A 20,180-nucleotide genomic window follows, 5' to 3' on the forward strand; every position below is an offset into this window, starting at 1 on the left:
TGGCCCGGACGGGAGATCCCACCTGATGGATCCTGGCGTCTGGCAGCAGGCCGTCATCGAATTCACCGACCGACGTTCCGCGGAACTTGCCGCGGTGCGGCACCTGCGCCCGGCATTGCTCGCGGCCTTGGCGGATGGCCAGCTCGCCGGATGGTTCTTCGTCCGCAAGATGCCGACCTGGCGGCTGCGCTACCTCCCCGCCACCGACGAAGCCCGCGATCTCATCGGCCACCTGCTCGACGAGCTGGTCGCGGATGGGCACGCGGTCGGCTGGACGGCGGGGATCTACGAACCGGAGGCCGTCGCGTTCGGCGGAGCCGCCGGTATGGACGTGGCGCACGAGCTGTTTGCCCAGGACAGTCGCCACATCCTGGACTACCTCGCCGGCCCGTCCGGCCCGTCCGGCCCGTCCGGCCCGTCCGGCCGGGACGAGCCCGGTTTGGGCCGGCGTGAACTGGCCGTCCTGCTGACCAGTGTGCTGCTACGCGGCGCGGGCCTGGACTGGTACGAACAGGGCGACGTCTGGGCCAGAGTCGCCCAGCACCGACCGGCGGATGCGACGACGGCGCTCTCCGCCGAACGCCGCCGTGCACTGACGTCCGCCGTTCGCCGGCTCATGACCGTCGACGCCGGCCCGGGAAGCCGGCTGGCCGAACGCGGCCCTTTCGCCGGCCTGGCCGACTGGTCCGCCGGCTTCGACCGAGCCGGACAGCAGCTCGCCGACCTCGCATCGCGCGGAGCACTGGAACGCGGCCTGCGCGCCGTCCTCACCCATCACGTGATCTTCCTTTGGAATCGGCTCGGCCTCGCCTACGCCGAGCAGGCCACCCTCGCGACCCTGGGAAAAGAGGCAGTCATGGCGGAAGACGACATCGCCGGTGTCACGGCGCCCGCGCCCACCAAGCCCGCCGACCGCGCGCCGGCCGCCGAAGCCGCGCACAGCCCCGTCGGGGACACGGCTGCGGCCATTCGGCTGCGCCATGAGCTGATCGACCGGCTGCGCGAGGCGGGTACGGTGCGCAGTGACGCGGTGGAGGCCGCGATGCGCGCGGCGCCGCGGCATCTGTTTCTCCCAGGTGTAACCCTCGAGGATGCCTACGCCGACGAGCCGGTCTACACCAAACGCGACGGCGCCGGCGTGTCGATCAGCGCCGCGTCCCAGCCGACGATCGTTGCGATGATGCTGGAACAGCTCGACGTACAGCCGGGACAGCGGGTCCTGGAGATCGGCGCGGGCACGGGCTACAATTCGGCGCTACTCGCTCATCTGGCCGGCGACGAGGGCCAGGTCACCACGATCGACGTGGACGAGGACCTGGTCGCCGGCGCCCGACGGAACCTGGCCGAGGCTGCCCGCGGGGACGTGCAGGTTGTACTCGGCGATGGCGCGCTCGGCGCTCCGGCCGGCGGTTGCCACGATCGGCTGATCGCTACTGTGGGTGCCTTCGACGTGCCCCCAGCGTGGCTCGACCAAGTGGCCCCGCGCGGCCGGCTGGTGGTGCCGGTGCGGCTACGCGGGGCGGTGGCCCGGTCGATCGCCTTCGACCGGGGCGACGGCGTCTGGCACAGCCGTTCGATCGAGATGGCCTCGTTCATGCCACTGCGGGGCATCGGCGACGACCCGCGGCGCATCGCCGAGCTGACCGACGACGGCGACGTCACCGTGCAGCTCTTCCGCGAGCACACCCTCGACCCGGATGATCTGCTCGGCGTGCTCGACCAGCCCGCAGCCGGAGTCTGGACCGGGGTGCTGTTCGCGGCCCCCGAACCGTTCGAGTGGATGGACCTGTGGCTCGCCTGCTCCCTGGACGGCGGACTCACGCGCATGCCCGTCCAGCCCCGGGCCGTCGAGCGCGGCCTGGTGACACCGCAGTTCGGCTGGGGTGCGATGGCCACGATCGAGAAGGACAGCGTCGCCTACCTCACCCTGCGCGCCGCTGCGCGGGCAGCCGACGGGACGACGATGAACGAGGTCGGCATCCTCGCCCACGGCCCGGACAGCGACGGGCTCGCCCAGCGGGTCGCAGACGAGATCCGTCGCTGGAACCGCGACTACCGAGCCCGCGACGTCCGCATCGAACTCCACCCCGACGGGGCCCGCGAAGCAACCCGCCCCGGCCGGTTCCTTCTCAATCGCCGGCACACCTCGCTCGCGGTCTCGTGGGAGTGACGATGAACCGCCTGATCTCGGCCGGCCGACGGTTCCCGCTCGTCGCCCGCCCGCGACCGATCTGCGCGCCGCTCGAAACGCGAATCCGTGAGGTGAGCGCCCTCGCGCGGTCCGCGACGGCCAGCTCTGGGCCCGATGCGGTGACGCTGGCGGCCGAGGCCCACAACAAGGCAGCCCTGATCGCGAGCGACGTCGGCCTGCCCGACCTCGCCCGCGCCCTGTGCCGGCGGCAGTTCGACGTCTACCACGGGGCCGGGCCATGGGACGGGCGGACAGCCCGCCATGCGCTCGAGCCCCTGGTCAACCTCGCCCGCCTACACATCCGCGACGGCCACGGCGAACGGGCCCATGACCTGCTCGACGCGCTCTTCCGTGTGATCAGGGACCGCGGCGACACTATCGTCGACGGCATCCCCATCTCCGGGGAGCAGTTCGCCGCGCCGCAGGAGCAGCATCGCGAGTTGTGCCGCTGGCTGTGGGCCGTCCTGCTCGCAGACGGCACCAGGGCACTCGCCACCGCCGGCCGGTGGGAGCGCGCCGCCACGCTCGCCGAGGAACAGCGCGGCGTCGGCCGGCGCCTGCTCGACGGACGGCAGGCGGCCGTTCTCGCACACTGCGCCGCCGGCCGGCTCACCGCGGCCCAAGCGATTCTCGACGACAGCGAGACGTCCGAACCCTGGGAACGCGCCGTCGCCGCCTGCCTGACCGTGCTGCGCCACCGATCCGCCCGGCGCACGGCCGACCGCGCCGTCGTGCTCATGGTCCAGAACTATCTTGAGGTGCCCGCGGCGACCGACCTCGTCGTGTTCCAGACCCGGCTCGGACTCAGCGTGATCGACCTCGCCGGCAGCGCTACATCACCCGCCGCTCACCCGGCCGCCGCCCGCCTCGTCCAAGAGGCGCTGGTTGTCGGCGACGGGATCGCCGCTCGCAGCATCCTCGATCATGAAGGATGTCGTGCCGCGCTCAGTCGTGAGCAGCGCGGCGAACTGTTCACGGTCGCGCAGTCTGCCGGTATCGGATGCGGCATCATCCCTGCGAGCCTGCGCACGGACCTGATGGCAGCGGTCGAGACGAGCGAGGCCGTGATGCGACAGCACCTGACCCGCCAGCCGGATGGGATGTTAGTCAGAGGTTGAAATCGCTGTCACGAGCGCCGGCGATCAAGGCCGAACCAACGCGGCCGCCGCATCAGCCTCAGGTGTCGACGGCGACGGAGACCCGTGAGACGGCCGTGGACCTGGCTCGGTCCGCTGTGCGGGCGCGGCTGGCCGCGGGTGCGCAGATCGTCGGGCCGGTGGTCTCGGTGTTCTGGCATCAGGGTGAGTTCGGGTCCGGCGAGGAGTGGCAGCTCCTCCTGAAGACTCGTACCGATCGATACCCGGATTTGCAGGCGCACCTGCTGGCCCACCATCCGTGGAGTAATCCGAAAATTATCGCGGTGCCGATCCTGGAAGGGGCGAAGCCATATCTGGACTGGGTACACCGGACGACGGAACCCGACCAGTCCTAGCTGAACCCGAGCACTTTCACCCGATCCAGCGTCTCCCGCGTGGCGCAGGGCAGCGCGCGGCGCAGGTCGAGACGGCAAAGAGCCCGCATCATTCGCTATCCAGGCCGAACCGATCAACAGTGAGAAATTGTCAATACCGGCGGGTTGAGGGCGGGGAGAGCGGTGAGCCGGTTCCCGTGGGTCGGGGTGCGTCGTTGATGACCATATCTACGAAGGTCAGCGCTTCGGTCCGTCGGGTGAGGGGGTTGCGGTAGAGGGACCGGCGCTGATCGGCGCGCCGGATGCGTAGGCATTCGTCGATGATGCGATGCCACCGTGGTTCGAAGGTGGTCCGTGCGTGTTCTCCTGCCGCCGCCTTGGAGATGATCTCACCGGTGGTGAGCGTGTGGTGGAGCCGGCTGACACCGAGCACGCCCCAGGCCGACTCCTGTGAGGTGAGGCAGGCCAGGCCGGCGGGCGTGGGTAGGCGTGAGCCGCGGCGCCACCATCGCCGCCAGTAGCCGTCGAGGTTGCCGCGCGTCCAGCGAGCGAGTTCCTCTCGGCTGGCCGTGATGTCGATCTCGGCAGGCTTGGGGCCGCGGATTGCCGTGCCGTGGCGGGCCAGGCTGTGCCAGGTGACCTGGTGGCGTTGGTGGTCGCAGTGCGGATGGAACCGTCGGCCGTGGGCATGCGGTCCTGGCGATGCCTGTCCAGGATCTCGGGCGAGGTCGAGCCACGTGGTGTAGATCCCGTCGAGGAGCGGGCGGCGGGACAGGTGGGCGTGGATGCGGGTCAACGCCGCGACCTGCTGGTCTGCGGGGGCCGTGGTGGTGACGGCGACGAAATCGACGTCGCTGGCCCCGGGACGGAAATCGTCCAGGGCCGCGGACCCGATCACGTAGAGGCCTTCCACGAGATCGGGATCTATGGCATCGACCGCGAGCAGGTAGGCGTCCACGGCATCACGTACCGCAGCAGGCAGGCCCATGACCCGTGATTGTCGGCCCGGGCCGAGGTGCCCTGCGGGGCGGGGCTCACGCGGCGGCCGTCTCGCACTTGTGCCTCAGGCATCCGCCTGTGCGCCGTGGACGGCGTCAAGATCGTGGGTCTGACACCTGTGTTCCGCCCTGTGGTGTGGGGGGACATCCTGATTGGCGGCGACAGAGCCGGCACGCTTCTCCGCGGCGCTTTCCGTGGAGCCCGGGTCTCTTGGCCGGACCACCGAGCTTGCCCTGTGCTGGCGGTCCTTACCATCATCTCGTCCGTCGGCGCGGGGACTGCGGCCAAGGGTGTTTACGGGCCCTCGGGCACGTCCGACAACGGAGTGTTGGTGAGATCAGGTCCATTAAGCGCGGGCGTCGGGAACGGGATCTCGAGCGCCTCGGGAAGACTTCGTAAGGCGACGCGGACGGTGTCGGGGTCGTGCTGCCACCAGGCGTTGAGGTCCTTGATTCCGGTGGGGGGTTGGATGTTGAGGACGAGCTGTCCGCGCTGGGCGAGTTCGTCGGCGAGGCGGAGGGCGGCGTTCTGGCCGGCGGGGGTCTTGTCGTGGTTCAGGGCGGTGTCGTCGTCGAAGCAGATGACGAACGTGGAGTTGGGGCGTTCGTCGGCGAGGCGGCGGGCGAGGGCTGGGGTGCCCGTGAGGCTCGCGTGGCCGGTGCCGAGGAGCGCGACGGCGGCGAGTCCGTTGTGGGCGGCGGTGAGGGCGTCGGGGAAGCCTTCGCAGATGACGGTGATGGCGGGGTGGGTGGGTCCGTCGGTGATCAGGTGGGCGAGTTTGGGGTTGGGGGCGAGGTCCTGGGCGGGTTGGTCGTAGCGGCGGCGGTGCGTGGGTCTGAGGTAGCGGAGCTGGTAGTAGACGGGCCGGTGGTCGTCGGGGTGGAGCACGGGGAAGACGATGCCGGGGCCTTGGTGGGGGAGTCCGTCCGGGCGAGGGAACTGGCGGGGTCCGGGGTCGAAGCCGACGCGGTTCGCGGTGAGGAGCGGGTCGGTGAAGCCGCGGTTGTGTAGGTAGCGGAGTGCTCCGCTGCCGACGGGTTGCCAGAGGAGGTCGGCGGCGGCGGCGACGAGCTCGCCGATCGCCGGGTTCACCGCGGCGGGCCGTTCGATCGCTGGCCTCGGGGTGAGCTGGGCGGTTCGGCGGAGACGGTGGGCGGCGGAGTGCTGGACGGCGGGGATGCCGGCCCGGTCGGCGAGGTGTAGGAGGGCGTCTCGCACGGTCATGCCGGCGCCGGTCATGAGCAGGTCGATGGCGGTTCCGCCTTCGCCGCAGGCGTGGCATTTCCACCGCCACCGGCCGTGGACTCCCTGGAAGATGCCCATCGAGGGGTGTTCGTCTGGATGGGCTGGGTTCGGGCAGTGCCAGCGGGTACCGCGGCTGCGGCCGTGGGGTTCGCCGCAGATCTCGGTGGCGAGGGCGGCGAGGTCGGTGGCGTCGAGGACGGCGTCGCGATCGATTGTCGGCATCTCGCGGCAGCGTCCTCTCCGGAGCGGACGGACTCACCTGCGCTGTGTGAATAAGCTTGCCGGATCCGGAAGGCGGAAGCGGGACGTTTCTCGAGCCCGGCAGGCCCCCAAGACAAGGGCGGGTCGGTGCGGTCGTTGCTGATGTCGACGAAGACGCGATCAATCAGGTCGAGCTGCGGTGCCTGGAGTTCACCTCCACGACAGCAACCCCATCAACCTTGACCGCTTCGCCGGCCGACCTCGGAGATCATGGGGGGCGCGCGTGTCGGGCGAGGACGCCGCGGCTCGCCGCGGGGTCCTCGGCGACGACCATCCCGGCGTCCTGGCCAGCGAGCGGTTGTTGCGCTGGAGCGGCCAGGAGATCTCCGCGTGATCGCGGAAACGTGGTTGGTGCTCCGGCAGCCCTACCGCCGCCGCCCCGATCTGATCTGATCTTGTCAGTGAATCGTCCCTTCGGACGAGGCGGGCTGGTCCAGACGAGCTGCGACCAGCCGCCATCGGCTGATCTTGATGGGGGTTGGGTCAGTCGTAGGGCGTCGTTCCGTCCGGGGAGATAGCGCCGGTGAGGAGTGCGGGCGTGAGGGTGTCGCGCATCTCCGTGGCGATCTGGGCGATCTTTCTGTGCGCTGTGATCTTTTTGTCGAGTGCTTCGAGGGTGTCGGCTACCGCGTGCTGGCTCTCGCGGGGCGGCAGGACGAGGGGGAGGGTGCGGAGGGTTTCGGCGGTGATGGTCGGGACGGCGGCTCCGGTGATGCGCTGGGTTATCCAGGTCTGGATGAGGGGGTGCCGTAGGTAGTGGTCGAGGTATTTGGGGAGTACCGCCTGCTGTGGGCGGATGAAGATGCAGGCGGCGCTGAGTAGCCAGCGGGTGTGGTCTATCCAGCCGGTGTGGTCTTCGTCGGCGAGGGCGTGGCGTCGGGTTTCGCCGATGCGGGTGCAGATGATGTCGCCGGGCTGCAGGGTGTAGCGGCTGAGTCTGCAGACGGTCTCGGGGCCGACGGTGTGACAGTTGTCGAGGATGATCTGGTTGTCCCGGATGTCCATCGGTGTGATCACCGGGGTTCCGGTGGGGGTTCGGTCGGCGCGGCGGTAGGTGGTGCCGGAGGGGCCGGCCTGGACGAGACAGGTGTCGCCGATGGTAGTGGCGGTCCAGGTGTCGGGCACCGGGCCGAGGAGTGTGTTCACAGATTGATCCACCTGAGGTGTCGGGCGACCGCGTTGTCGGCGTAGGCGGCTTGTTCGTGCTGGTAGTCGAGTTCCTGTTGCAGGGCGCGCAGGGTGGCTGTGGTGTCGTGGAGGTCGATGGCGGGCGGGTCGGTGGTGAGATAGGTCGCTGGGTTGAGCTGGTAGCCGTGGTCTCGGATCTGGCTGGGGGTGGCGGTGGCGGCGAAGTCGGCCACTCCGGTGTAGGTGCCGGGGGGGCTGCGGAGCCAGTCCTGGTAGGCGCTGGTGATCTGGGCGTGGTCGGCGTCGGCGAGTACTCGGTGGGTGCGGTCGACGATGACGCCGGTTCGGTGGGCATCGATGAACAGCACGTCGTGCTGGCTGCTGATCGGTCTGCCGAGGATCCACAGGGCGACCGGTATGGAGGTCTCGCGGAACAGACGGTCGGGGAGCGCGATGATGCAGCGCACAACTCCTCGGGTGATCATTGCTGCGCGGATCGCGCCTTCGCCGGCTTTGTCGATGGTCGCGGCGATGGTGGGCATCACGACCGCTGCGCGGCCGCCTTCGTCGAGGATCGAGACGGCGTACTGCAGCCAGGCGAAGTTGGCGTTGTGTCCTGGAGGCGGGCCGTACTCCCAGTAGGGCTGTTCGGCGGGGTCGCCGTCGCTCCAGCCGGACGTGTTGAACGGCGGATTCATCACGACGACGTCGTGGACGGCTGGTGAGTGCCGCAGCCAGAGCGGCTTGATGGGATGGCCGTCGAGATCGACGGTCAGCCCGTGGATGGCGGCGTTGAGCGTGGCCAGCCGCCAGGACTGGTGATCGAGAGCGTAGCCGCGCAGCTGGGGGTCGGGCGTGGCGTGGTCTGGCTGCTGGGCGTGGATGCCCGCGGCTACGAGGAGTTCACCCGTGCCGCAGCAGGGGTCGCAAATTCGTTCACCGGGCTGTGGATTGATTAGCTCCATGATCACGCGTGTCGCAGGCGGTGGAGTGAAGTACTCCTTTCCTCGTCGGCCGTGGGTGGCGGCGACCTTTTCGAGGAGGAACCGGCAGGCGGCGGCCTCGAACGTGTCGCCGGTGATGGTGTCCGGGGATTCGCGTGGGGCGGCGCGTTCGATGATGGTGATGAGCTGTGTCAGGTCCTCGTCAGGCCATCGCTCCTGCCGGATCCCGGCGTAAACACCGGAGAGGCCGGGTGAGCGTTCCACCTGCCTAGGCAGCACCTTCCCGAGGAAATCACCGATTCTTCCTTTTGTGCTGGTTAGCTGCTTCCAGTGGATGGTGTCCGAGCGACGTAGGTCGAGCAGGGACAGCACCAGTTCGAGGTTCGTTCCGAAGTCGACGGGGCCCCAGATCTTTTCGAGCGGGTCCCAGAGGTTTTTCGCCAGTGCGTCGTCGGTCTGCATCACGCTGTGTCGTGGGACCCTTTCGGTCGGGGTGGGTGAGGGGAGGCCAAGGTTCTTCCGGAACCGCTGGCCGTAGGTCGTGCCGAGCGGCTCCTTGCTGTGCAGGGCGTTACGGGGAATGCGCCGTGAGTCGAGCCAGGTGGCGAGCGCGGAGACGGAGTAGAGATCCTGTCCTGTCGTGTACGACGGTGCCGGGAAATCCGCGTGTCGGCGGGCCCAGTTGCTCACCGCCGGCGGTTCCACCTCGGCCGCCCGGGCCGCCTCGATCCGGGATATCCGGTCGTCCGCTGTTGTCATCGCCGCGTGCCTGCCCGTCGTGACCGGATCAGGCTGGACAGCCGCCGGGTACGCGCGTCACTGCTGACCACCCACGCCAGAAAGAGGGCTACCACCGTTACCACCACCATGATCATGATTGCGCCGTCGGACAGACCGAGCGTGGCGAGCATCGTCTGTCCCGCATCCCTCGTGCGCGTGAGCGCCCTGGACACCACCGGATCCGCCTTCCTGCTTCCTGTTGTGGACGGGCACAGCCCGCTTGACCTCTCGCAGCCAGGCACTCTCTGTTCCTGGCGACAGAACCAAGGCTGGCAGTCGACCCCGCGCACTCGCGACGCGCAGCATCCGTGCGCGAAAAACTGTTACTGCTCGCCAGTCTAGGTGACGGGCGCATCGCGGCGGGCGGTCGATCCGACGCCTCGTTTGGTGATCACCATCTCGCGATGGTGTCGATCATGGTGGTGGGTGGGGCGAGTTGTCGGTGCGGGCGCGCAGGAGGCGCAGGAGCGCCATAGCGCGGCGGCTGCGTACGGGATTGCGGCTGAACAGGGCGATCAGGCCGGCGAGCAGGGTCAGAACCGCGTCGGGGAGGTAGCGCAGCAGCAGTCCGACGAGGACCGGGACCGTGGCCGTGGCCAGGATCGCGGCGACGGCGTTCACTCCCGTTCTCCGTGCACGGCTACCGCTCCAGCCGGGCGGGCAGTGAATCCGCCGAGCCGACGGCAAGTGTGGTTGTCGCGCACAAAACGACAAGTATGGTTGTCGTATCCAGGACGACAAGTGTGATTGTCGCATGCGGGACGATGTTTCGACAATGATTGTTGTCGGAAATACGGGTTGTCGCGCCTATAAGGAAGGGGCGGACACTGTCATCGATGGGGGTGTCCGGTCCCGGGGGGCTCAAAAATTGATGCAACGGATGTTGTCGGGGTGATCGGCAACATCCGTTGCCGAAGGTGGCTAATCTGTTGAGGTGTGAGAACTTTTGACCCGGAATGGCTCCCACCACGGCACGTCAGCCCCCGCACCGTGGCGTTGGCCTATCTCGCCGTCCTGACCCAACGTGAAGAACGCCTGGACGCCGAACGCGACCAGGCGGTCGCCGATGCCGTCGCGGCCGGCGCCGACTGGGGCCAGATCGGTCGGGCTACCGGCCGTACCCGCCAGGGCGCTCGGCAACGCTGGAGCCGCCGGCTGCCTCCACCTCGCGTCGTCGCCCACGACGATCTCATCCCTGATGAGCCCGTCGCCGTTCCCGCTGACCGCATTCCTCCCGGCCCCCACCTGATGCCGGAAGCACCCGAGGACCCCCTTCTGATCGCCTGGATGTTCACCCAACAAGCCCTGAATGACGGACCACCCGAGGACCCCTGGGCCACCCGTTGGGCATAAGACGGGCTGAGGGCGATCCGAGCCAGCCGCTCGCGCTGGTAACGCCATCAGATCCCTGGGATGGCGTGTGCATAGATGCAGCGTGGACCGCTAGACTGAGTGGCTTGTTGGGAGCTGCGCTTGAGTAGCAGCCGCCTATCTCGGCTCGCTCCTGCAAGGAGAGCGACGCGAGGATCGGCACGAGTAAACCGTCAAACGAGAGAACCGGGCGAAAGTCGATCTCGAGTGGTGCATCCGCATCCGCATCCGCGTTCGTACTGTTGCCGATGTATGGCTCGATTTTCTTCGGCGGGACAAAGCGGATATTCTCCGTCAGCGGATAAACCACAGATCTTTCGAAGTCGACTGTGCTGATACGCGGAAGAGCTGCGCCTGCGGATGGGATGGAGATCGGCGGCGCGCTCGCCAGGGCCGCCATCGGTCCAGGGGACAGCTCAAGCAGGCGCTCGGGACCTCGTCATCTCTGGCCTGGTTCAGCTTGCTAAATGACGTCGCAGTTGTTGTCCGTCACGACACCTGCAACGCCGCCAGATTCGCCTCCTCGAGCTGGTACGGCAGCCGCTGGCGTGCGCGGGCAGCCGTCTCGCCGTCCCGCCCAGGGACGGTGGATGGGGTGGACCTGTTCGGCGCTGGAATAACGGCAACGATGACGTTTCGGATGCGGGCGAATTTGGCGATGACCTGGGCGATGTCTCCTGCGATGACGGTGCGGATGCTGTTGGTTCGGACCGTCGGGTGTCATGTCGAACCACACAGATACGGACGTCGATCGCCGGCGGTTCGAGCCGCGCACGGCGACTCTTCAACGCTGGCAGCGGGACTGGGAGCGCTGGGCCGTCGGGGCTGAGGCGGCGGACGGACTGCGCCGCTGGGCCGCCGATCCCGTGCTCGCCATGCACTGCGAGTCGGTCGCCGGGCTGCTCGCGGCATGCGGGCGGGATCGGGCGGTCGCGGTGCCGGTGGCCGATGGGCGTCTGGCGGCGCTGATTGCCTACGCGCGGGAGGGGGATCGGGCGGCGGCGCGGGTGGTGTTGGAGCGGGTGATGCCCGCGTTGACGGTGCGCGCCGCGGAGAGGGCGCGGCGTGCGGGTGGCGCCGCGGTAACCGGTGCGTCGGTGGAAGGTTCGGCGTTCGGTGAGGTGCTGGCCGAGCTGGTCGGGGCGGCGTGGCTGGTGATCGGCACGTTTCCGTTGGATCGGCGTCCTCGGAAGATCGCGGTGAACGTGGTGTGGGACGCGGTCTCTCGGGTGTTCGGGTATCGGCCGTTGACGGAGCGGTCCACCGTCTATCTGGATCTTTTGCCGGATCTGCCGGTGGGGTTGGATGGGCGGCCGGTGGGCGGATGGCCGCGGGGTGGGTCGTGCGCGGAGCTGCTCGCCGTGCTGGCCGACGGCCGCGACGGCGGTGTCCGGCCGGCGCACCTGCGGCTGCTCGCGGAGCTGGCGATCGTCGGGCGCAGTCAGGCGCAGGTCGCCGAGCGGGCGGGGATCAGCGATCGCGGGGTGCGGCTGCGTCGGGACGCGGCTGTCCGTGCGCTGCAGGCCGCGGTCCTCCCCGTGCCTCGCCAGGCTCCTGCGGGGAGCACCGTCGGGCCCGCGGTGCCTGCCACGGCTGTGTCCGAGGGAAGGTCGGCATGATCGCGCCGAGCGAGCCGACCGGCGGGCTCCTGACGAATCCCAAGGTGCTGCTGCTCCTCGCCGCGATGATGCCCCTGGCTGGCGGGGTGTGGGTGGGCGCGCAGATCGCGGCGGTGCTGTTCGGCGCGCATGAGCCGATGTCGGTGGGGCTGGGTTCGGCGCTGGTGGCGGTGCCGCTTCTTGCCCTGCATCCGGGGGATCCGGCGCTGGCCTGGCCCGACGACCAGGCGTTTCTGCTACCGGGACCGACGGCGTACTGGATCGCCACCGCGATTCCGATCACCGGGGCGCTGCTGCTCGGCGCGGCGCTGTTCTGGCTGTTGCAGGGCGAGGTCGGGGTCGCCCGTCGACGTCGGATGGGCCTGAATCCCGAGGCGCGGTTCGCGCGGCTGTGGGAGATCGCCCCGATGTGGGTGCGCCGGCCGGTGGCCGGCCGGGTGATCCTCGGCCGGGCCCGTCGCGGTCGCGTGAGCCGGCTGGTGGCGACCGAGGACGCCTCAATGCCGGTGGACGAGGCGGTGCCGCGGCTGCTGCGCCGCTATGTCGACCGTCGGCGTGGGGATCGGGGTGCGGTGCTGGTCATCGGTCCGACCCGGTGTGGGAAGACCGCGGCGTTGGCGGTGCCGGCGATCCTGGAGTGGGACGGTCCGCTGATCGCGCTGTCGGTGAAGACCGACCTGCTGGGCGCGACGGTGCGCCGGCGGCGGGCGCTCGGGCAGGTGCGGGTCTTCGACCCGACGGGGATCACTGGCGAGCTGTCGGCGACGTGGTCGCCGTTGGCGCAGTCGACTGATCTGGCGGGGGCGCGGCTGGCGGCCCGGTCGATCGCGAACAGCACCGACTGGACGTCGGCCGGGTCGGACATGGGTTTCTGGACCGCCGCCGGTGAGGACCTCCTCGGGTTGCTGTTCTGGGTCGCGGCCACGGCCGGGCTCGGGATGCACGCGGTGGTCGGGTGGACGACGAGCATGGACCGCGACGGGGTGCTGCGTTTCGCGCAGGCGTTCGCCCGCCACGACGATCCGGTGATCCGGGCCGACGGCGAGCAGGTGCTGGCCGGGCTGAGCGCAGTGTGGAAGACGGATCCCAAGCAGGTCTCGTCGGTGTTCCTCGTGGCCCGGCAGATGATCCGGCCGTGGCAGGAACCGTCGGTGCGACATTCCGCCGATGGTTCCGAGATCGATCTCGACTGGCTCCTCGACGACGATCCCGCCGACCCCTTCGACCCCTTCGACCCCTTCACCGACGTCGACCCCTTCTCCGACTTCGACGCAGATTCGTTCGCAGACGGCGAGCCCTTCCTCGACGACGGTCCGCTCGCCGACGACGGTCTGGTCGGTCACGACGGTCCGCTCGCTGACAACGGTCCGCTCGCCGAGGACGTCGGTTCTGCCGCCGTGCCGCCCGGCGACGGGGCGCGGCGGCGGCGTGCGAACACGGTCTATCTGTGCGCGGATCTCGACGGCGCGGAGCGTCTGGCGCCGGTGCTCGGGGGGCTGGTCGATGATCTGATCCGGTCGGTGTATGCCCGGGTCGGGGCGACGGGTAAGCCGCTGGATCCGCCGCTGCTCGTGGTCATCGACGAGGCCGGGAACTGGCCGATGCAGAACCTGCCCGGGCGGATCTCGACGTGTGCGGGCATGGGCATTCAGCTGATGCTCGTCTATCAGAGCAAGGCGCAGATCGACGCGGCCTACGGAACCAAGGCCGATGTCATCGTGTCCAACGCGCTCACGAAGGTCTTCTTCTCCGGGCTGTCGGACAAGTCGACTCTGGACTATGCGGCGTCGCTGCTCGGGCAGGAGCATGTGGCCGCGCGAAGCGTGTCCAGTGACACCGCGCCGGGCGGGGGACGCCAGGGCGTCAGCGACGCCCCGACCAGGTTGGAGCTGCTGCCGGCGCATCTGCTGCGCCAGGTGGCCCCGGGCCAGGCTCTGCTACTGCACAACACGCTGCCGCCGGTCCATCTGTATGGCCGCTACTGGTTCCGGGACCCGGCGCTGCGCGCTCTGGCCGCCGGCGACCCGAGGCCCGTCCCGCCCCCGGTTGGCGCCGTACACCCGGATGAGCACCGCCGGTTCGGCCCGGTGATTCGCGGACGCTGGAGCCGGCGGCGTGATCCCAACGGAGCGGGCGAGTGATCGCCATCGAGGACCCGCCCCAGAGCACCCCGCGAACCGTGACCGCCTCTCGGCGCAGGACGTCCGTCGTCCGCCGCGGCGAACTCACCCGCCCCGAGCAGATCTCCGCCGCTCCGCGGATCCGAATCGGCGCCTCTGGGGTGTCGCAGACCGTCGCCGGCGGTGGCGCCGTCGATCAGCGGGTTGCTGTTCTCGAGACGCTGTCGGGGGAGTGGCTGATCGGAGTCGACCCGGCGACCCGGCTGTGCGTCGCTGTGCATCGCCCGGCCGGGTCGAACGCGGATGCGCTGTTCTCCGTCCCGGCGTACACGGTGACCGCCGCGTCCAGCTGGGAGTTGGAGCCGCTGGTCGGAGTTGCGCTCGGGAACGAAGTCCATGAGGCCCTGCGCCTGGCGGCTGTCGTCGTGCCGCTGGGCGCGACGGTGGGAGGCGTCCTCGTTGCGGCGCGCGGAACCGACCGGCCGGATCCGGACGAGGGCCGGGTTCCCCGCGGCTCGGATCTGGTTCGGCTGCCCGGCCGGCGACTGGTCAGCTACGCCGAGTCCCTGGCCCGGTCGCGGCCGCTGCTGCGCTGGGAGGAGGCAGGTCTCGAAGATTCTTCCGATGCCTACCGGCTGGACGTCCTTGCGCTCGGCCGGGACGTTCACGAGGGGCGCCGGGACCTCACCTACCGGCTGTCGCTGAACAACCGGGTGCTGGTGGCCGGGAACGACATCGAGGTGCCTGCGGACCTCGTGGTGCGCAGCAGCGACACGATCCGCGGCCTGATCGCGATGCTGACCAGCCCCGACGTTGACGCGCCGCCGACCACCGGGCACCAGGTTCTGCTCGCGCGCCGCGACGAGCTGCTGAGCCTGGTCGCGGAGAATCCCGGGCCGTTCCGCGTGGACGAGCGCGTCGAGGTGCGTCTACCCGATGGACGGACTCTCACCGGCACGGTCAGCGCGGCGATCCGGGGCGCCGGCCAGGAGGTGCGGTCCTACCAGTGGAACCCCGACCCGGCATTGCTGCCCGGCAGCCTGTTCGGCCCGCGCGGATTCCTGCGCGGCGGCATCGTCAGTCCCGCCGCGGCGGTGCGGGCCAGTCTTGTGTCCGATCCCACCGCCGACGTCGACCTGCCGGCGCCGGCTCCCGCACCGGCGCGGACATTGCCGAGCGTGCCGCCCCAGGCGCCGCCGATCCAGCCGGGCCTCGGTGCCGGTCCGACGGGAGTCGGTGGATGACGGCCCCCATTCCCGGGGACCCGCGCGGCTCCCTCCTGTACCTCGCCGATCCTGCGCCGGCGCTGATTGCCGTGCCGGCCGGCTGGTGGCGGCTCTTGGCGACCAGGGGAGCCGACGGCGCCCGCACCGTCACGGCCCAGCTGGTGCGCTGGCCGGTTGAGGACGGCCCGCCGCCTCTTATCGTCACCGTCGCCCGACCGAGTCTTGCCGACCTCGAGCAGACCCTCGGCTTCCCGCTCCCGCAGGCCGTCGGTGCGACGCTCGCCTCGTCGTCGCCGCGCAACGATCTGGTTCTTCCCGGGCCGTTTGGGGGCTGGCAGGTCGCGCAGGCGCAGCTGCTCCTCGACATCGGCCTGGATTGGGACGAACGGCCGTGGCGGGCCAGCCGCGTCGACCTGGCCGGCCGCGAGCCGGCCACCTACGGCCGGCTGCTCCACGTCGATCCGCCGCTTCGGACGTGGCAGCACGCCCCCTACCGGGTCGACATCGTCGCCGCGACCCGTGGCGGCGACGGCCCAGGTGGCGGCGAGCATGCCCTGACCTACCGGGTCAGCCTGGACGGGAACGTCATCTTCGCCGGTCGTGACGCCACGATCCCGGCGGAATCGGACCCCAGGTCGGACGACGCGGTCCGCAGAGTGATCGACCGAGTCATCGACCGGCCAGGGGACCGCACCGAAATGTCCATCGCGCAGCAGACCTTCCTCGACGTCAACCGGGAACGCCTCGCGCTGCGCGCCCTCACCCTGATCCCGCCCTATTCGGGGGGCACCCGGATTCAGATCGATCTCCCGGGCGGGCTGACCGCGACCGGTACCGTCCGCGGGCCAGTCGTGCGGGGCGGTCGGACGGCCGGCTACCTGTGGCGCCCGGACGTCGCCGACCTGCCCGGCCATCCCGGCCACCGGCGATCCGACTACGTGCTGTATGCCGACGCCGCGCGGGTCCGCGACACGCTGGCGGCGAAGGACACCGCAGTCGACGGGCCGGACGGTCCGGTCGTCCTGACCTTCGGCGCGACCGTCGCCACCGTTGACGACCCCCGCTTCGAGCGGGGAACAGTCCTGCGCGCCGTCGACGACGCGGGCCGACTCGCCTACGACGTCCAGCCGGCCGACGATCCGCGTGCCAGCTACCGGCTGGATGTCCACGACGTGATCCCGCTGACCGGCACAGCCTGGCCGACCATTGACCGGCTGCTCCTGGCGCGTGGCGTCGACCGGGTGCCGATGATCCCCGGCGAAATCCTGGTCGCGGTTCGCGAGATCGCGGTGATGCCCGACGTCAACCCGCCGGTGGTGGGCGCGCTCGTCCGGGAGGCGCTGCTCTCGGCGGATCGGGTCCTGGACCCCGACGCCCCGTTCTGGCCCGCCCACCCGGCCTTCGCCGAGGCCCCGCAGGCCGCGGACGTCCTCGGTCTGCCTTCCGCCGCGGAGGCGCCGGGCCCGCCTGGCATTCCGTTTCCCCGTCTTCCGGAGCCGCCTGAGGGCCCCGGGTTCGGGTCAATGGGTTTGGACCTGTGAGCAGGCCTGCGCCGGGGCGTTTCTCGGGCCCGGCGTCTGCGCCACGGCCCGACCCTGGCTCCGATCCCGGTTCTGCACCGTCCGGGGAGGGACCATCGGACGCCTCGGTCGATCCGTCGCCACCGATCTACGGCGCTCCGCCCCCGGCCAGACCCTGGATGACCGACCTCGCTGGGCCGCGGCTGAAGGTCGCCCGGCTGCACCCCAGCGGGCTGCTGCTGGACCTTCCGTTCACCCCGCCGCCGGGAGCCGCGGTCTACGTCGCCACCTTCTGGCCCGAGTCGACCGCGCCCAACGGCTGGTCGTACCTGCAATGGGAACGCGGCCCGCACGGCCGCGGCCTGCAGCTACCGCAGATCATCGACCTCGGCGACGTCCTCGGCTTCCGCGCCGTCACCCGACCCCAGATCGCCGGCATCCCGCCGTCGGCGGCCCGCCCGGGCCCGCCGTATCCACCGCCCGCGGTCCACGTCATCGAGTGGTGGGGCTACCTGCATGCCGTCGAACGCGGCGCGCTGGTCCTCCACGGCCCGCACCCCACCCTGCCCGCCGCCTACGCCGCCGCCCAGCACTCCCTCGCCGCCCAGGTCTGGGCCCCCGACGCCGCCGGCCGGCCCACTCGCGGGCCGAACGGCGGCCCAGGCGCCCAACCGTCGCGGGAGCCGGCCTGGCGTGAACCCGCGCAACCCCCGGCCTCGGTGTCGCTGACCTGGCACGGCGACACCGCCACGGTCAGCGACCCCCGCTTCGGCTGGCTGCACGTCGACGCCGACGACCTCGCCGCCGCACTCACCCTGCGCCCCGACGATCTTCTCCGTGCCCTGCGACCGCTGGTCCGCGGGATCGACGGCACCGAACCCCCCGTCACCCTCGCGGCCCTCGCCGCCCTGCACCTGTCCAACCTCCCGAACATTCACGCCACCCCACCGCCACCCGGACCACCACCGGCCCCACCGCCCCCCGAACCATCTCCCACCCCGCCGCCGCCCGAGCCACCGTCGCCCGAGCCACCGCCTGGGCCACCACTACCTGAACCACCGCCACCCGGCCAGCCGCCATCTGGATCCGCACCGAACGGGCCATCGGCAGACCGACCGCCAGTGCCCACGCCGCCGTCGCCAGTGCCGGATGCCGCGCAGCCGGAGGCACCGACCGGCCCTGATCTGGATGGACTCTCATGACCACACCCGAACCCGGCTGGGACATCAGCGTGCTTGGCCGGCCCGTCGTCCTCACGGTCCCCGACCGGCTCGGCGACGACCCCGACGCGTTGCTTGCGTTGGCCGCCGTCGCGTTGGAACGCCACCTCGCCGGCGCCCCCACCGCGTCGCGGATCATCGGCCAGCTCGCGCACAGCGGTGTCGTGGCACTGCGGACGATCAGCACCGTCTTCGAGCTCCGCGAAGGCCGCGACGGCTGGCTGCTCGTGCGCAGCTGGGGTGAACCCGAACCCGCCGAACTCGCCGCCGCCGCATGGATCCGCGCCCACCGCCTCGCCCGCGAACGCGCCAACGCCGCGACCCCCAACCGGCCGGACGAGCTGCCATGAGCCGTGCCGACGACGACCTGCCCGGCCGCGGCCTGCCCGCGGACGCCGACAGCGCCGCGCTCGGTCGGCGGGACCACGGCTTCTTCGACCGGGAGAACAGCCCCCGCGGCCAGCGGGACCTCGCCGGCGCCCGCACGCCGTGGACGGGCACCAGACCCCGGCGGGTCGGCGCCGCCGCAGCCCACGACCGCACCCTCGGCCTGTCCCGCACCGCGAGCATGTGGCCCGCCCACACCCCACCCGCCGCCACCAGCGACCGCGACCTCCGCCGCCGCGCCACCGACGTCATCAACGAGCTACGCGCCATCCCCCGACCGGCCACCGGGCTGCCGACCGTGCCACCCACCCGGCTGCTCACCGCATTACACGAGACCGCCCGCCAGACGCGCCGCCGGCCGGTCCGCGCGCAGCTCGCGGCCGTCCGGCGCGTCGCCGTCGCCCATCGACTCGATCCCGACCAGTTCCTCGGCGTCGCCCTCGGCGTGGGCACCCTCATCGCCCGGACCCACTCCGCTGCGGCGGCCAGCGGCCAGCACGGCGCACGATCCGGGCGCGTCGACGGAAAGCCCGCCCTGAACGCGCTGGACGGCGCCAACCTCCCACTGGCACTCGACACCTACCTCGCCCGCGCCCACCTGCGGCAGAACGCGCCGTTCTCCGATCCCGATCTGCCCCGCCTGTGGATGGTCGCGAACGCGCTCACGCACGGCATCCCCGCCCGGGTGATCCTGACCGAACCCGCGGCCGTGCACGGACCTGATGCCGCGCTGCGACCCCAGCGGACCGACCTCGTCGGCTGGCTCGGCATCCAGCACGCCCTCGGCGACCTCGACGCCGCGGTACGCACCGCCACCGAAGGCCGCCGCTGGCTCGCCGGCGCCGGCAGCGCCCGCGGCCGCAGCGACGCCGTTCTGCTCGCCCTCGGTGTGCTGCACGCCTCCCACCCGACCGTGGCAGCCGAACTCGCCCTCCGCGGACCCGGCGCGCTCCGCCTCGCCGACCTGCGCAGCCTCGCCCGCCGGTTCCCGCCCCCAGCCCATCCGGTGGATCTCACCGACACCGCGCTGAAAGCGGTCTGTGACCGCAACGGCTGGTTGCTCGGCACCCCCGACGAACGCCACCCCCGCGAACTCGTCGAACGCGCCCTGCCCACCGCCGTCACCGACGACATCCGCGCCCGCCTCGCCCACGGCGACACCACCGCCCTCGCCGACGCGCTACACCGCGCCGCACCCACCGACACCGACCTCGACGCGAGGACCTGGCGGTGGGATCCCGCCGCCACCGACGCCGTCCAGGTCCGCCAACTCCTCGACGAAGCCTCCCGCGAGGCACACGCCCGGTTCGCCGACTGGCACATCACCCCCCGCCCCAGCCGCGCCGTCGCCTTCCTCGCCCGCTTCCCCGAACGCACCCTCCGCCGCGCCCTCACCATCGACCCGCAGCGGCTACACGCATCCGCCCCACCACCCGCAGCCCCACCACCTTCAGCCCCGCCCCGCCAACCGCCGCAGCCCGAAACCGAGCCGGCCGCACTGCTGCCACGCCAGACCGAAACAACCCCCGCCGCAACCACCCCCTCCGCCAGGCGGCCGGAGCCAGAGCAGCGTCCACGAGCCGGACCGGTAACCACGACGACACCGTCAGCAGCTTCGGCTGTTACGCCCCCTGGTCTCCCCGACTGGCCGGGACCGCCAACTCCCGGCCTGTGAGCAGGACTAGCGGCCCACCACTG

General features: G+C 70.9%; 17 protein-coding genes. 11 read left to right on the forward strand and 6 right to left on the reverse strand.

The genetic code is table 11. The features are described 5' to 3' along the window. Positions 1 to 25 precede the first annotated feature (25 nt). From fxlM to cutA, 3 genes are all read left to right on the forward strand, one after another. Positions 26 to 2,170, forward strand: a complete 2,145-nt coding sequence (gene fxlM, locus AC5R91_RS00295; RefSeq protein WP_495395033.1) for a methyltransferase, FxLD system — start codon at positions 26 to 28, stop codon at positions 2,168 to 2,170. Between the two features lie 2 nt (positions 2,171 to 2,172). After that, positions 2,173 to 3,309: a hypothetical protein gene (locus AC5R91_RS00300; protein ID WP_495395035.1), complete on the forward strand. Its 1,137-nt coding sequence runs from the start codon at positions 2,173 to 2,175 to the stop codon at positions 3,307 to 3,309. Positions 3,310 to 3,371: 62 nt separating this feature from the next. Then, positions 3,372 to 3,683 carry a divalent-cation tolerance protein CutA gene (gene cutA, locus AC5R91_RS00305; protein WP_495395036.1) on the forward strand — a complete coding sequence of 104 codons (312 nt, stop codon included), beginning with the start codon at positions 3,372 to 3,374 and terminating at the stop codon, positions 3,681 to 3,683. 130 nt (positions 3,684 to 3,813) lie between these two features. On the opposite strand, the gene AC5R91_RS00310 is transcribed toward cutA, so the two are convergent. From AC5R91_RS00310 to AC5R91_RS00335, 6 genes are all read right to left on the reverse strand, one after another. Next, positions 3,814 to 4,650: an aminoglycoside adenylyltransferase domain-containing protein gene (locus AC5R91_RS00310; RefSeq protein WP_495395037.1), complete on the reverse strand. Its 837-nt coding sequence runs from the start codon at positions 4,648 to 4,650 to the stop codon at positions 3,814 to 3,816. 305 nt (positions 4,651 to 4,955) lie between these two features. Further along, on the reverse strand, positions 4,956 to 6,128 hold the full coding sequence (locus tag AC5R91_RS00315) for a toprim domain-containing protein (RefSeq protein ID WP_495395038.1): 1,173 nt from the start codon (positions 6,126 to 6,128) through the stop codon (positions 4,956 to 4,958). Between the two features lie 522 nt (positions 6,129 to 6,650). After that, a complete protein-coding gene (locus tag AC5R91_RS00320) occupies positions 6,651 to 7,313 on the reverse strand; it encodes a restriction endonuclease subunit S (protein ID WP_495395039.1) in 663 nt (220 codons plus the stop codon). Further along, a complete protein-coding gene (locus AC5R91_RS00325; RefSeq protein WP_495395040.1) occupies positions 7,310 to 8,998 on the reverse strand; it encodes an N-6 DNA methylase in 1,689 nt (562 codons plus the stop codon). The genes AC5R91_RS00320 and AC5R91_RS00325 overlap by 4 nt, the downstream gene beginning before the upstream one ends. Further along, positions 8,995 to 9,150 (reverse strand): hypothetical protein, encoded by a 156-nt coding sequence (locus AC5R91_RS00330; protein WP_495395041.1) that lies wholly within the window; start codon positions 9,148 to 9,150, stop codon positions 8,995 to 8,997. The genes AC5R91_RS00325 and AC5R91_RS00330 overlap by 4 nt, the downstream gene beginning before the upstream one ends. A 283-nt stretch (positions 9,151 to 9,433) precedes the next feature. Continuing rightward, positions 9,434 to 9,640 (reverse strand): hypothetical protein, encoded by a 207-nt coding sequence (locus AC5R91_RS00335; RefSeq protein WP_495395042.1) that lies wholly within the window; start codon positions 9,638 to 9,640, stop codon positions 9,434 to 9,436. Positions 9,641 to 10,009: 369 nt separating this feature from the next. Between AC5R91_RS00335 and AC5R91_RS00340 the strand changes: the two genes are divergently transcribed. The 8 genes from AC5R91_RS00340 to AC5R91_RS00375 all read left to right on the forward strand — a co-directional run bounded on the left by AC5R91_RS00340 (position 10,010) and on the right by AC5R91_RS00375 (position 20,157). After that, positions 10,010 to 10,372, forward strand: coding sequence for a hypothetical protein (locus AC5R91_RS00340; RefSeq protein ID WP_495395043.1), 363 nt, complete (start codon positions 10,010 to 10,012; stop codon positions 10,370 to 10,372). Between the two features lie 740 nt (positions 10,373 to 11,112). Then, positions 11,113 to 12,009 (forward strand): hypothetical protein, encoded by an 897-nt coding sequence (locus AC5R91_RS00345; RefSeq protein WP_495395044.1) that lies wholly within the window; start codon positions 11,113 to 11,115, stop codon positions 12,007 to 12,009. Further along, positions 12,006 to 14,150, forward strand: coding sequence for a type IV secretory system conjugative DNA transfer family protein (locus AC5R91_RS00350; RefSeq protein ID WP_495395045.1), 2,145 nt, complete (start codon positions 12,006 to 12,008; stop codon positions 14,148 to 14,150). The genes AC5R91_RS00345 and AC5R91_RS00350 overlap by 4 nt, the downstream gene beginning before the upstream one ends. Continuing rightward, positions 14,147 to 15,373: a hypothetical protein gene (locus AC5R91_RS00355; protein ID WP_495395046.1), complete on the forward strand. Its 1,227-nt coding sequence runs from the start codon at positions 14,147 to 14,149 to the stop codon at positions 15,371 to 15,373. Before AC5R91_RS00350 ends, AC5R91_RS00355 begins: the two co-directional genes overlap by 4 nt. Beyond that, complete coding sequence (locus tag AC5R91_RS00360; RefSeq protein WP_495395047.1) at positions 15,370 to 16,896, forward strand: hypothetical protein; 1,527 nt, start codon at positions 15,370 to 15,372, stop codon at positions 16,894 to 16,896. The genes AC5R91_RS00355 and AC5R91_RS00360 overlap by 4 nt, the downstream gene beginning before the upstream one ends. Positions 16,897 to 17,054: 158 nt before the next feature. After that, complete coding sequence (locus AC5R91_RS00365) at positions 17,055 to 18,077, forward strand: hypothetical protein (RefSeq protein ID WP_495395048.1); 1,023 nt, start codon at positions 17,055 to 17,057, stop codon at positions 18,075 to 18,077. Further along, positions 18,074 to 18,445, forward strand: a complete 372-nt coding sequence (locus AC5R91_RS00370; RefSeq protein ID WP_495395049.1) for a hypothetical protein — start codon at positions 18,074 to 18,076, stop codon at positions 18,443 to 18,445. The genes AC5R91_RS00365 and AC5R91_RS00370 overlap by 4 nt, the downstream gene beginning before the upstream one ends. Then, entirely contained in the window at positions 18,442 to 20,157 is a 1,716-nt protein-coding gene (locus tag AC5R91_RS00375; protein ID WP_495395050.1) for a hypothetical protein, read from the forward strand. Before AC5R91_RS00370 ends, AC5R91_RS00375 begins: the two co-directional genes overlap by 4 nt. The last annotated feature ends 23 nt before the right edge of the window (positions 20,158 to 20,180 follow it).

The sequence above is a fragment of the Frankia sp. BMG5.60 genome (assembly GCF_059428125.1).